The sequence below is a fragment of the Nostoc sp. 106C genome (assembly GCF_002154725.1).
In the GTDB taxonomy this organism is placed as follows: domain Bacteria; phylum Cyanobacteriota; class Cyanobacteriia; order Cyanobacteriales; family Nostocaceae; genus Aulosira.
In genome coordinates, this window is the sequence record NZ_MTAW01000045.1 from 65,965 (window position 1) to 78,393 (window position 12,429).

Below are 12,429 nucleotides of genomic sequence, written 5' to 3' on the forward strand. Positions count from 1 at the left end.
TTACAAATCAAATAGGAGTGCTAAATTATTGAATCAAGTTTTGAAATCTTTTATCGCTACGTACTTTATTAAAATCTGAATCGGTTTTTGCTAATTTCTGATATCTACCAGGAGCTAGTTTGATTGCCTTATTCAAGTTTATAATTGCTAATTCTACATTGTGCTGTAAAGCATAAGAACAAGCTTTATTGTAATATGCTTCATGCTTATCTGGCTTAATTGCGATCGCTGTATCGTAGGATTTCAATGCTTCAGGATAGCGTTGCAGTTTTGTAAGAGCAATACCTCGGTTAATCCAGGCTTCGTACTTGCTAGGTTTAAGAGCGATCGCTTTATCGTATGCTACTATCGCCTCTTGATAGCTTCGCAAAGATGTTAACGCATTGCCGCGATTATACCAAGTTATATCCTTATCAGGCTTGATGCTAATTGCTTGATCGTAGGATGTAATCGCCTCTTTGTAGCGTTGTAGAGACGTTAAGGCATTGCCTCGGTTAATCCACGCTTCGGCAATTTTAGGTTTAAGAGCGAGCGCTTTATCGTATGCTGCGATCGCATCTTGGTAGCGATGAGCATCTAGCAGGTTATTACCTTGATTTAAGAAATCCTCTGCCTTTTGCGGTGATTTTGCTTTTATTAGAAGCTGGGCAACATTACTTTGCTGTACAACTTGTTTGGTATTTTCTGCCGTTGAATTTGCCCAATCACTACAGCCAAATGTCGAGAAAGTGATAAAGCTAGAGGCAATCAAGCAGCGCCACAAGACCATGCTGTACCTACAGAAATCATAATACGATGCTAAGACTTATTTCTCTTAAAAAATAGTATCAAACTACACTATTTTTATCAATTTTTTCTTTGATTTTTTAAGTTTTGATTTTTGCATAAAGATAATAAAACGATAACATAATAAGCTTTAACAAGGCAAGTAAATTCGTTAGTTTAATATCTATACTCACCAAAAAATGGTCATACTATATTCGCCAACTACCTTAAGAAGTAGATTGCTAAAGGCATATTATGTTTTCAATTTGCAGAAATTTTAGACTTAATAAATTTTGGTTAACAATCAGAAAACAAAAAACTAAAACTATGAGATGAGTGTTTAAAAAAAAGCTGTTGAAGGCAAGCAATGTTAAGTTTCACCTATTTTTATATCAGAGTTGGCAATTTAACACGAGACCTGCCAAATTGTTCTCCAACCAAATAAACTCCTGCTGAGAGAAGTTATTGATTTTCCTTAACGTCATATCCTCCAAAAAGGGGCATACTAATGCTGTTTCCTCGAAAAACAATGATTTTCCCAACTTGAATAGAATTGCCATATTGCCTTAGCCTACCCTCTAGCAGTTAACATAAAACAGCTGTTGAACTGAGTATGCTGGGGCACAATATAAAGAATGACGATTGAATCCAACTCCTCCAATTCACCAACCCCAGATCCCATCTCGGAAGAAGACTCGCAACCAGATGATTTTGATGGTGGGACAGGTGAGCATAATCTAACACCAGACGGGCTGGCTACACAACAAGCCTTAGCTGCGATTGCTGCTTTGCAATCTCCACAAAATACAGCAACTCTGAAACAAGCCCGTTCTTTCTTCAAATCACCAATAATTAATGTAGTTACGGTAAAGCCCAGGGCATTGCTGATTACTTTATTAGCGATCGCCATCACAATCATCGGACTTGCCCTAAATAACTGGCTAATTGGCATTTTTGGCACCTTAGTAACTTTAATTTTGTCTCTGGCGATGCTATTGCCTTGGTTGCAAACTGTAATCAGAGAATGGTTTTCACCCCAAGATAGAACACTGTTAATTGCCTTTGTAGGATTATTAGTAGGCATTATCGGCTTAGTGAAATTTTCCGGTTTGGGCGATCGCTTGTCTGCTTGGGGACTCAAGATTAATTGGGATGCTTCTGGGACATTGGCGGAGTGGTTTGGCGCTTTGGGGCAAATTCTGATCGCCATCATTGCTGTTTACGTGGCTTGGCGACAATACGTTATTTCTAAAGACTTGACAATTCAGCAAAATCTGCTAACAGTCCAACAAAATATTATTACCCAGCAGCAGACAATAGATTCTTATTTCCAAGGCATTTCAGACTTGGTATTAGATGAAGAAGGACTATTAGAAGACTGGCCCCAAGAACGGTCGATTGCAGAAGGACGCACAGCAGCAATTTTGAGCAGTGTCGATGGTAGCGGGAAAGCAAAGATTCTCCGCTTTCTTTCCCGTTCTAAATTACTCACACCCCTCAAACGCGATCGCCGTTTGGGAAGAGCGATTCTCAACGGTGTAGGCGGTTATGCCGAAGATCGCCTCGAAGGTGTGCGTGTCATCGATTTAGGCGTGATGCTAGCTGGCGCCGACCTGGCTGGCACAGATTTGCGTTGGACTGACCTCAGCGAAGCTAATCTTGTCCGCGCCGATCTCAGTGGTTGTGACTTGGTAAAAGCCAACCTTTCCCGCACCATCCTTTATGATGCCAAACTCGGCACCGCCGATCTTAATGGAGTTCGTCTATTTTATGGTGCAGCGGAAAAAGCATCACCCCGCAGCCGCACTGCACCACCAAACTATCAAACTGGTGAACATACTGGTGCTGTGGTTGAAAATGCTGATTTTACCGATGTACAACGTATGTCTGAGTCAGCGCGTTATTACTGCTGTGCTTGGGGCGGGGAAAAAACTAGAGGTACTATTCCTGGTGGCTGTGAAGGTATTCCTAATAAATTGGGGAGATAATCAGGCAGTTGCTATAGTGGGCGTTGCCAGGGAGAACTATATTGGGGTTCTTGGCGGTTCATGAAAATAAAACCTTGTTCACAACTTATATGCGATCGCTATATATTCAATTGCTCGCTGTCAATTGACTAATATGTTTCAAAATTCTGAGGACATGATATAACTCATTGCCACGATTACGGACATCAAAAATATCGGAAGTGGCATAGCGAGGAGGATTACCTTTGAGCAGTTTAATAAACATAAAGCTGCCGCCAGAAGTAATCATGCCAAATACTACATCTTGTAATTGGGGAGCAGCGAGCATATACGCCAAAATTTGGTCAAGTCCTGCCTCTACAGAATAAGCAACCTGTTTTGACTCAATGACTGTTACCCAAAATTTTTGATTCAGTAATAAGAAATCAATTCGTCCTTTGATGATGGTTTGTTTATCTTGTGTTTCAATTTCGATAGATTGTTCTACTTTGATGTGAAAAGGCGGTAAATAAAACTTACCAATAAATAGCAATGGCGATAAAACAATCGTGTTAACTGTATTTTCTAATAACGGTGGATAGTTTCGTAAATTGATGTAACCAGCCTTGATTTGATCTAATAGCTGCTTTTCAATATTTGTCAGTTCTGGTAAGTCCTCTTGCCACTCTCGAAAGAATTCTTCCGTATCAACTAACTCTAGTCCATAAAGCAATATCAATTGCTCAAGTGTGATCTTTTCCGCAGCAAGAGTGTAAACCATAAGTTAAGTTCCCTTGAATCTTAATCACCTTCAGCTTCTGAGTTCTCCGGTATCTTTTTGGCGGAGCGATCGCTTACGATACTCCTATACCAAAATCTTATTTTCTCATTGCCTACTATCATTAAATATAAGTTGTTGAGAATTTATTGTGGCTTAAAACCCTTACTATTTCGATGTTTTCAGACTTAAGGGGAAAAGTCACCTTCAGCTTGGGTAAGGATCTCCACGCCATCTTCAGTTACAGCTAAGGTATGCTCAAATTGAGCCGAAAGTTTGCGATCGCGCGTTAAAGCAGTCCAACCATCGCTGAGAACTTCTACTTCCCAAGTACCTTCGTTGATCATTGGCTCAATTGTAAACACCATTCCCGGCCGCAAACGCTTCCCTTTACCGCGTGTACCGTAGTGAGGAATATCTGGTGCAGTGTGAAAAATATTACTAACGCCGTGTCCAACAAAATCTCGTACCACAGAAAAGCCTTGAGACTCGGCATACTCTTGAATGGCTGCACCAATGTCGCCAATGCGGGCACCTGGTTTAACTTCAGCAATCCCTCGCCGCAGACACTCCTGGGTCACCTCTACCAACTTTTTCGCTTTTGGCGAAGGAGAACCAACCAAAAATGTCTTGGATGTATCGCCGTGGTAGCCATCAACAATCGGCGTTACATCAATATTAATGATGTCACCATCCCTGAGAATTTGTTTGGCATTAGGAATACCGTGACAAACTACCTCATTTACACTAGTGCAAATCGATTTCGGAAAACCCTTGTAGCCGAGAGGTGCGCTTTTTGCTCCATGTGCTTGAGTCCAACGTTCGGCTTCATCATTGAGTTGCAGTGTATTTACCCCTGGCTTTACCATTGATTCTAAATGCTGCAAGAGTTGGGCTGCTAGCCGTCCCGCCTTACGCATCTTGTCTAATTCTCGTTGGGATAAAATAACGATTGTGTCGGTTTTCATAAACTTTTATTTATCTCTTAAATATCTTTCATAAATATAGTTAAGCCTGTTTCAGCGGCTCTTTTGGCAGCTTCAGCAACTTTCAAAGTGTATAAGCTTGCTTCTGGAGTGACATACAAGGGACTGCCATCAAAAATACGATCTAACACCATAGTAGTGTCTTTGGCAAATAAACCCCTGCGAGTACCGACTTCTATCGGTGTTGTTTCCTCAGCTTGCATGAAAAATCCTTGATTGCCATCAAATATTAATCCACCTTTTTCACCATGAACTTCAAACTTGCGTTCTTGCTGCCAGAGGGTTTCGCCTTTGCCATAGACAACTTGTGCTAACAATCCACTAGTAAAGCATAATTGAGTAAGACAGAAGCAGGTTTGATAGTATTCCGGTTCTATTTGCCAAAATCGTTGATGGCAGTTAACTGTAAAGACTTCACCAAACAAATCAGTCAGACGATGTAATCGCGACAGCGCACCCATTAACGGAAACCCGAATAACTCATGGTTGTAAGTCCACTTACGGGGTGCAGGATACCTGGGTGAAATTGTGCTGTAACGGACATAAAAAATATCACCTACTTTTTCTATGTGTTGCTTCAACGCTTGATGCAATCCGCCTAAGATTTCAATGTGTTCGACGTGTAGTAGTTTATTTTGGGCTTTCGCCAAAGCGATGATTTCCTTTGCTTCTTCCACATCTAAAGCCAGGGGATATTCGACAATTACGTGTTTGCCATGTGTAAGTGCAGCACGAGCGATCGCACCATGATCTCGATTAATAGTGGAGATAATCACTAGATCAATATCTTCTCGCTCTACTAGCTGTTGCCAAGAACTTATCGCCTCAGCTTGGTAATCTTTGGCAAAGGCTTGCGTATTTTCAAGTGTATGCCCCGCGATCGCTACTAACTGCGATCGCTCATCATGCAGCAATGCTTCAGTCCGAAACTTTGCCGCATACCCAGTACCAACCAACCCCACCCGCACTTTTGCTGTTTCTAAAGTTGCCTCGGAATTATACATGACAGTTTCTAGTTCTGTTTGTAGGTTTTCTGTGTGGGCAAAGCCAATTGCTTATACTGTACAGCGCTCTGCTAAGGCTATAGATGCCACAAGCGACACTTACTACCCTACACTTTGGGTACTCCCAAGGAGTGCTGGAATCATTCAGCCCAGAACGCCATTACGTACAGAGATTCTTAACTATAGCGGGCGCGGAAATAAACATACCATACCCTGGGGTTTGGCGGGCTTCAAAAGCGAATTGCACAAAAATCTGAAATCACAATGTTTTATTCACTTATTCATGTTTAATGCAATTTTCTATAACTTTTTCAAATAACAGGCTTAATAAACTACCATAAACATAAGTAAAACTTATTAGTATTAAATAACTAAATTTCATTACTAATCGCGACCGATTTCCAGTTACATCCTTTAGTTTTTCTCGTAGTATCAGAATTGAAGCAAATTTGAAACAGCGGCTAATCTCATAAGAGTAGCCGTGGTCTTTGCCTACCTTTGCTTTAGGATAACTTATACTGCCGTTCGCAAAAGAGAGGATTACTGAGATGGCAACTTACAAAGTAACATTAGTCAACGAGGCTGAAGGGCTAAACCAAACAATTGACGTTGAAGATGATACTTATATTCTAGACGCTGCTGAAGAAGCTGGCCTTGACTTACCCTACTCTTGCCGCGCTGGTGCTTGTTCTACCTGTGCAGGTAAACTCGTATCTGGTTCCGTTGACCAATCTGACCAGTCTTTCTTAGACGACGATCAAATCGAAGCTGGATATGTGCTGACTTGCGTTGCCTATCCCACCTCTGATGTGACCATCGAAACTCACAAAGAAGAAGAACTCTACTAAGAATTAGGCACCTCAATCATAAAATCTCTTGCAAGAGTTACTGATGGTGTATAACAGCAAAGCAGCACAGTAAAGGAAAAAATTTTCCTTTACTGTGTGTTCTTTAAAACTAATTTGGCAAAAAGTCTAATTTGACTTGAAAACAGGAACACTGCCAATTGTGTGTTCCTGCTTTATTAGTGAATTTATGTGGTGGTGCTAGTACCATTAATGATTTTCTCAAATTAATATCTTTATAATTCCCCCGTTTCTGTCTTCAAATAGTTCTGGGTCAAGGGTTATTGAGATTCATTATTTCTCCCTTGTCTCTTTTTGCTAAGGCTGAATTTCGTTGCTAAGAATTTTGATTTGAGTCCCAGGATAGTAGAATTGCAGAATTTTTGGACTTGACCAACCTAGCTTCGCTAAATTTTGTGCACCCGTTTGACTCAAGCCAACTCCATGTCCGAATCCCCCACCAATAAAGGCGTATCCCCACAGACTTGATTTTCCTTTGTTGAGGGGTTGGATATAAAATAGCGTGCTGATGGGAGCAGCAAAGGCGCTACGAACTTCATCTTTGTGTAAAGTAAAGACACCAATATCTGTTTTTACAGCTAGTTCAAGAATACGTCCGCTATCAGACCGCTTGAGTACGGCCATAGCTTGAATGGTTTTAAATTTACTGTAAGGACTTTTTTTCACCTGCAAAAATTTTTGCAAGCCCTTAGTAATATCTTCTATGCTGGTTTCTTTCCGCCAACGGAAAAGATCCCAGTCGCTTTCATTAAATCCTTTTTGTAAGCTGATAAACTTCTGAAAGTTATTTTCATCAGCTAAATTTTGTCTAGACAAGTCCCAGATATTAATAGAAGCATCGACTACTGGCTTGAGATAGGGGCGATCCTCACCATTCCAAATATCGCTGAAGGAAGCAGTCACACCGCCATTGGTTGAGGAATAAAGCGCATCTACTAACTGGTTTTGATAAGTTAATACCATGCCTTTGGTTGCCGCGATCGCCCGATCTGTATTGGGAGCAACGCCATTTAGCCCATAATAAACCTGGCAGTGAGTATCAGCACATAGCTGATAGTTATCTACAGCAAATCTACGTACATTTCTTAATACATAGGTGCGGGCGAGAATAGCCTGTGCTTCAACAGATGCCGTAGGTGCATTCGTACCAATTTCGTAAGGTACAACCCCTCGTAAGTAAGTTTCTAATGGCACTTCATTAACTAAAGTATACGTACCATAAGCATTGGGCTGTAAGTTCATCTGACCCGCGTAAAGACGAGCATTCTCTGGTTTGTCGGTTTTATTTACCCGAATCAAGTTTTTGTCAGTGCTAATTTTGACATTATTCCGACTGTAGTGTTTACCATTGATTACCCAACTGACTCGCGGCAATTTTGGCGAAATTTTTGTATCCAGGTATGCCGTATTCTGACTAGAACCTTGTAAGCCCTGCAATAGTAGTCTCCGCAGTAGAGGAGTGTTGTAAACATCTCGTTTTGCCCACACTTGCCAGCGTTCTGGTTGGGCTATTTCTACCTCTATTCCCTGAGAACGCCAATGTTGGGCACTATCCTCGGCAGTTTCAAAGGTACGGTAAGTACCTAAAACTAACACCTCATCAACTGCTGGTTGGGGTAAAGCCTGCATGGCTATTTCCAGCTTCAGGGGGTTCTGAGTGACTAGGGTTTGCTCTCGATTACCTGTCTTAAATCTCAGCTTTAAGCGATCGCCTTTGCTTGGTTCCAATTGCAGCTTGGCTGTGGGTTGTTCCCCAAATCTTTGTACAATCCCAATTTTTAATACCACATCCTTAGTTTTGCTCTCAGGGCCTGATGCAGCAGTTAGTCCTAATAGACAGAATGCCGTCAGTAGAGTCCGGGAAAAATTCCAGTCCGACATTTTTCGAGAAACTTGATTCTGCCCCTGGGCGCGGCGTTGGGGCGGATTCTCCAATTGCTTTGTAGCGTAGTGGTTTTGTCGCATGAGTGCTCCAATGATACCATTAGCAGTTTTGCCCCAAGAGTTGCAAAATAAAGTCATAACGACTATGATTTATATATGGTCAAAAAAGGGAATTAGTTAGGAAACCCTTATGGTTAAAATCCAAGAAATTCCACTCAATCAGATTAAGCGGCCGTTGCCCCGGACAAACGATCCGAATAAAGTACAGGCTTTAATGGAATCGATTGCGGCGATCGGGCAGCAAGAACCGATTGATGTCCTAGAAGTAGAAGGACTGTATTATGGCTTTTCTGGTTGCCATCGGTATGAAGCATGTCAACGTCTAGGTAAAGAAACAATCTTAGCTAGAGTCCGCAAAGCTCCTCGTAGCGTTCTCAAGATGCACTTAGCATGAGTTAATGTCAATAGTTAATGTAAAAAGCAATTACCGACAACAGACAACTAAATAAATAACTGATTAGGAGAAAATTATGCCATCTAAACCAGAAAGTCTAGCGTTGAATATCGGTATTGATGATGCCAGTAGAACTAAAATTGCTGAAGGGCTATCTCGGTTGTTAGCTGATACCTATACGCTGTATCTCAAAACTCATAATTTCCATTGGAATGTGACTGGGCCAATGTTCCAAACTTTGCATTTGATGTTCGAGACGCAGTATACAGAACTAGCTCTAGCAGTTGATTTAATCGCTGAACGAATTAGAGCACTTGGTTATCCAGCACCGGGAACCTATAGCGAATATGCCAAACTGAGTTCAATTTCTGAAACTCCAGGAGTTCCTAAAGCTACGGAAATGATTCGCCTACTAGTGGAAGGGCAAGAGTCCGTAGTCCGAACTGCACGGTCTGTCTTTCCTGTGGTAGACGAGGTAAACGACGAACCTACAGCCGATTTGTTGACTCAACGGATGCAGGTACATGAAAAGACCGCTTGGATGTTGAGAAGTTTGCTGGAAGAATAGAGGAGAGTAGGAAGTGTGGGAAGTGTGGGAGAGGGTGGAGAGAAATGGGACAAGGTAGAAAAAGTAGGGGGTAAAAGAAATAACTATTGCCTTTTGACTCTTGACTATTGACTATTGCTCCTCAAGAGTGCTGAGTACCCAGTACTGAGTTACTCACTTCTTGACTCAGAACTCGCAACTCAGAACTGTTTTGCCCTATGCCCAATTCCCCATGCTCCATGCCCAATCATAATTTCACCCACTTGTTGCAAGACTTAATGCGACAAGTGGGTATTTCAAGTTTTAGAGCGCTGAGTCGTGCTACTGGCGTCTCAGAGCGTCAAATTTTGCGACTCCGGCAGGGAAAGGTAGAGCAGATGAGAGTGGATATACTACTCAAGCTGTCGCAAGTGCTACAGATAAATTTGGATGAATTAGTAGCAACTTTTTCAGGTATGAGTTCTGACGGAGAGATAAAAAAGGCAAAGCTAGAAAAACAGCAGCACTCAGCCCTTAAAATTAATGAGCAAGAATTATTACAAGAAGTTGCGAATTTAAAAACAGAATATGAGCGATCGCGGCTAGCACTAGAACAGCAGCGAGAGGTATTACAACAAGAGTTCCAGCAGACGAGTTTGCAACTTTTAGAGTCGTTGTTATTGCAATGGCCAACAGCAGCGCAGAAAGCCCAGGAAAATCCGCAGCTACCAGCCATTAAAATATTGCCGTTGGTGCAAAAGCCTTTAGAAAAACTATTACAGGGGTGGGGAGTAGAAGCGATCGCACCTGTGGGAGCAGAACTACCCTACGATCCCCAGTGGCACCAATTAATGGAAGGGAATTCACAACCAGGTGACATAGTTAAGGTACGTTACATTGGCTATCGACAAGGAGAAAAGCTATTGTATCGAGCTAAAGTGGGTCCGATTTGAGCAGGGGGAATAGGGTGAGACAAGATCTAGTAATTTCTATCACAGGTGTTAAAAGATCCCTAAGATTTGGGAACTCTATTAACATGAAAGGCTATCTCCCTCAAAGAGTTTCTGATCTAAAAACCCTATAAACAGGAATTTAGGCATGGACAGGACTGACGCAAAACTTTTGTTAACATGTTATTTCTACCTTTGGGACAGTTCCCCTAGCCTGTGGCAAGTTGCTCAAAGCTCCCTTTAACCTTCATAGAAAATACACCAGCCGAACTCAGGCAAATTTCAGGTAGACCAACAAGCAAAAGACATAGAAAAGCGAGTTCTATGTCTTCAGTAGGCATTAAAACTGCTGTAAGCTATTTATCAAACATAGTCAACTTAACTACAGCAGATTTCATCTGGCTAGTATACACAACTTTAGGTACTAGAAAATAAGACTTTTGCTTTAGTAAAGTGTAATTTACGTACCTAAGAAGTGCTATATGTTATTCCATGCCGGATTTCCAGAGCCGATGATGGAAAGTTATTGTGCCCAGCTAAGTTATTTATTAGTTAATAATTGGTAGTTATGGATTCAGATTTTAATGATATACATCATTCATAATCTATAACTCATCAGTCAGGATTAAGAGTTCATAAATTGTCATGACTCTATGATTTCTCAAATGAATAAGGATTGATATATAATACGCCAATATTCAGAAACATCATTTTTGACACATTTTAAGGAATTTTATGTCACAAACAGAAGTACAAGTTATTAAACTGAGTGGAATTATCAACTCCGATACTTCCCATGAATTACGTCAAAGACTCGCTGAATTAATAGAAAAAAGCCCAAGAATCGTTTTAGTTGATTTTAAAGATGTGACGTTTATGGATAGTTCTGGGTTAGGAGCTTTAGTGTTAGCTTTTAAAACCTTGAGGGCGGCAAATAGCAAGCTTGTACTTTGCTCAATTAATGAGCAAGTAAGGATATTATTTGAATTGACTAGTATGGATAAAGTGTTTGAAATATTTTCTAGTCAAGATGATTTTTACCAAACAGTACTCTCTAAGGCTTAATTAATCAAATTTAATTTCAAGAATGGAGACATCATCGTCAAAAGCTTCTTGGGAATTCAAAGCCATTAGGTAGTTTAAGATTTGGTCAAGACGGAAATCAACTTTATTCTGTAAACTTAAAATTAGCTGAATAAAAGCATCTAAGCTCCAAATTATGCCGTCTGATTTAGTGATTTCGTAAGCGCCGTCACTAAAAATATAAAGAGTACTGCATGTTTTAATATTACAAAACCCATCAATATATTTTGCCTCGGGAAACATCCCAACTGGCATACCGGGGGTTCTCAACATTTCAACTTCAGTATTCTTCAAATTTTCACTAGATAATAATATTGCTGGTGGATGTCCGGCACTAGCATAAATTAACTGGCGCTTAACTCTGTTATATACTCCGTACCAGATAGTAAAGTATTTATCATTTTGATAATTAATCTGAAAAGTATCATTCAAAGCTTTCAAGACATCGCTTGGTTGATAGTAATTTAAGCTACCAAGAGCACGCGATCGCAGTAAATTTAACACTGAAATCGAAGGAAGAGTCGCTTTGAGTCCGTGTCCGGCGGTATCTAGTAGGTAAATTGCCAAACAATCGGCATCGAGCCAGTAGTAATCAAAACAATCGCCACCGAGTTGTCGCGAAGGAAGAAATCGGTAATTGATGCTCAAGGGTTCGGTGATAGGAAGAGGTAGAAGTGATCGCACATATTCTGCGGCTTCTGCTAATTCGGCTTCTAGAAGCTGCTTTTGGGTTTGCAAATCTCGGCTTAAAATGTGTAGGCGCAATCCTGCTCTTACCCGTGCTTGCAATTCGTTCTGTTCGATAGGTTTAGAGATAAAATCATCTGCACCAGCATCCAAACCCTTGACGCGATCGGCGACTGAATCCAAAGAAGTTAATAAAATAAAGAAAATTGTAGATAATTTGGGATCTGTTTTAATTAGATGACAGACTTCTAAACCATTTAACCCTGGCATGATCCAATCACAAATAATTAGTGCTGGATGGCAAGCTAGTACCTGAGTAATTCCTTCCTCACCGTTAGTAGCAGTGACTACCTCATAACCTTGTTTTTGTAACATCCTTTTCAGGAGTATTAATATTGAAAGATCGTCATCAATTACTAGAATTTTAAACATAGGGAACGGCGCGGAATACTAGGTAGTAATTGCTATAAATCAGCAATAAAAATATGGTAAGGAGTAGT

12 protein-coding genes are annotated in these 12,429 nt (G+C 40.8%); 6 read left to right on the forward strand and 6 right to left on the reverse strand.

The features are described 5' to 3' along the window. Window positions 1-25: 25 nt before the first annotated feature. On the reverse strand, window positions 26-769 hold the full coding sequence (locus tag BV375_RS03100; protein WP_086757155.1) for a tetratricopeptide repeat protein: 744 nt from the start codon (window positions 767-769) through the stop codon (window positions 26-28). A gap of 631 nt (window positions 770-1,400) precedes the next feature. Here BV375_RS03100 and BV375_RS03105 point away from each other — a divergent pair. Then, complete coding sequence (locus tag BV375_RS03105) at window positions 1,401-2,753, forward strand: pentapeptide repeat-containing protein (RefSeq protein WP_086757157.1); 1,353 nt, start codon at window positions 1,401-1,403, stop codon at window positions 2,751-2,753. A 106-nt stretch (window positions 2,754-2,859) separates the two neighbouring features. On the opposite strand, the gene BV375_RS03110 is transcribed toward BV375_RS03105, so the two are convergent. The 3 genes from BV375_RS03110 to BV375_RS03120 all read right to left on the reverse strand — a co-directional run bounded on the left by BV375_RS03110 (window position 2,860) and on the right by BV375_RS03120 (window position 5,479). Continuing rightward, a complete protein-coding gene (locus tag BV375_RS03110) occupies window positions 2,860-3,492 on the reverse strand; it encodes a restriction endonuclease subunit R (RefSeq protein ID WP_086757159.1) in 633 nt (210 codons plus the stop codon). Between the two features lie 185 nt (window positions 3,493-3,677). Further along, window positions 3,678-4,457: a type I methionyl aminopeptidase gene (map, locus tag BV375_RS03115; RefSeq protein WP_086757161.1), complete on the reverse strand. Its 780-nt coding sequence runs from the start codon at window positions 4,455-4,457 to the stop codon at window positions 3,678-3,680. A 17-nt stretch (window positions 4,458-4,474) separates the two neighbouring features. Further along, the gene (locus BV375_RS03120; protein WP_086757163.1) at window positions 4,475-5,479 is read right to left on the reverse strand and encodes a Gfo/Idh/MocA family oxidoreductase; all 1,005 of its coding nucleotides are present in this window, start codon (window positions 5,477-5,479) and stop codon (window positions 4,475-4,477) included. 548 nt (window positions 5,480-6,027) lie between these two features. On the opposite strand from BV375_RS03120, the gene BV375_RS03130 reads away from it, so the two are divergent. Then, the gene (locus tag BV375_RS03130; RefSeq protein WP_086757167.1) at window positions 6,028-6,327 is read left to right on the forward strand and encodes a ferredoxin; all 300 of its coding nucleotides are present in this window, start codon (window positions 6,028-6,030) and stop codon (window positions 6,325-6,327) included. Window positions 6,328-6,642: 315 nt separating this feature from the next. Here BV375_RS03130 and BV375_RS03135 read toward each other — a convergent pair whose 3' ends face one another. Beyond that, entirely contained in the window at window positions 6,643-8,310 is a 1,668-nt protein-coding gene (locus tag BV375_RS03135) for a SpoIID/LytB domain-containing protein (protein WP_086757209.1), read from the reverse strand. Between the two features lie 109 nt (window positions 8,311-8,419). Here BV375_RS03135 and BV375_RS03140 point away from each other — a divergent pair, with 109 nt between their 5' ends. The 4 genes from BV375_RS03140 to BV375_RS03155 all read left to right on the forward strand — a co-directional run bounded on the left by BV375_RS03140 (window position 8,420) and on the right by BV375_RS03155 (window position 11,224). Beyond that, window positions 8,420-8,683, forward strand: a complete 264-nt coding sequence (locus BV375_RS03140) for a sulfiredoxin (protein ID WP_086757169.1) — start codon at window positions 8,420-8,422, stop codon at window positions 8,681-8,683. A gap of 76 nt (window positions 8,684-8,759) precedes the next feature. Further along, the gene (locus tag BV375_RS03145) at window positions 8,760-9,251 is read left to right on the forward strand and encodes a Dps family protein (protein WP_086757171.1); all 492 of its coding nucleotides are present in this window, start codon (window positions 8,760-8,762) and stop codon (window positions 9,249-9,251) included. 218 nt (window positions 9,252-9,469) lie between these two features. Beyond that, on the forward strand, window positions 9,470-10,162 hold the full coding sequence (grpE, locus tag BV375_RS03150; protein WP_086757173.1) for a nucleotide exchange factor GrpE: 693 nt from the start codon (window positions 9,470-9,472) through the stop codon (window positions 10,160-10,162). Between the two features lie 732 nt (window positions 10,163-10,894). Continuing rightward, window positions 10,895-11,224, forward strand: coding sequence for an STAS domain-containing protein (locus BV375_RS03155; RefSeq protein WP_086757174.1), 330 nt, complete (start codon window positions 10,895-10,897; stop codon window positions 11,222-11,224). Here BV375_RS03155 and BV375_RS03160 read toward each other — a convergent pair whose 3' ends face one another. Beyond that, window positions 11,225-12,361 (reverse strand): SpoIIE family protein phosphatase, encoded by a 1,137-nt coding sequence (locus BV375_RS03160; RefSeq protein WP_086757176.1) that lies wholly within the window; start codon window positions 12,359-12,361, stop codon window positions 11,225-11,227. Between the last annotated feature and the right edge of the window lie 68 nt (window positions 12,362-12,429).

What these genes read in the sequence shown, in the direction of transcription:
- BV375_RS03140 (WP_086757169.1), top strand. Translation starts at nt 8,420, where the DNA reads ATGGTTAAAATCCAAGAAATTCCACTCAATCAGATTAAGCGGCCGTTG.
- BV375_RS03135 (WP_086757209.1), bottom strand. Translation starts at nt 8,310, where the DNA reads ATGCGACAAAACCACTACGCTACAAAGCAATTGGAGAATCCGCCCCAA.
- BV375_RS03155 (WP_086757174.1), top strand. Translation starts at nt 10,895, where the DNA reads ATGTCACAAACAGAAGTACAAGTTATTAAACTGAGTGGAATTATCAAC.
- BV375_RS03100 (WP_086757155.1), bottom strand. Translation starts at nt 769, where the DNA reads ATGGTCTTGTGGCGCTGCTTGATTGCCTCTAGCTTTATCACTTTCTCG.
- BV375_RS03160 (WP_086757176.1), bottom strand. Translation starts at nt 12,361, where the DNA reads ATGTTTAAAATTCTAGTAATTGATGACGATCTTTCAATATTAATACTC.
- BV375_RS03105 (WP_086757157.1), top strand. Translation starts at nt 1,401, where the DNA reads ATGACGATTGAATCCAACTCCTCCAATTCACCAACCCCAGATCCCATC.
- BV375_RS03120 (WP_086757163.1), bottom strand. Translation starts at nt 5,479, where the DNA reads ATGTATAATTCCGAGGCAACTTTAGAAACAGCAAAAGTGCGGGTGGGG.
- map (WP_086757161.1), bottom strand. Translation starts at nt 4,457, where the DNA reads ATGAAAACCGACACAATCGTTATTTTATCCCAACGAGAATTAGACAAG.
- BV375_RS03130 (WP_086757167.1), top strand. Translation starts at nt 6,028, where the DNA reads ATGGCAACTTACAAAGTAACATTAGTCAACGAGGCTGAAGGGCTAAAC.
- BV375_RS03145 (WP_086757171.1), top strand. Translation starts at nt 8,760, where the DNA reads ATGCCATCTAAACCAGAAAGTCTAGCGTTGAATATCGGTATTGATGAT.
- grpE (WP_086757173.1), top strand. Translation starts at nt 9,470, where the DNA reads ATGCCCAATCATAATTTCACCCACTTGTTGCAAGACTTAATGCGACAA.
- BV375_RS03110 (WP_086757159.1), bottom strand. Translation starts at nt 3,492, where the DNA reads ATGGTTTACACTCTTGCTGCGGAAAAGATCACACTTGAGCAATTGATA.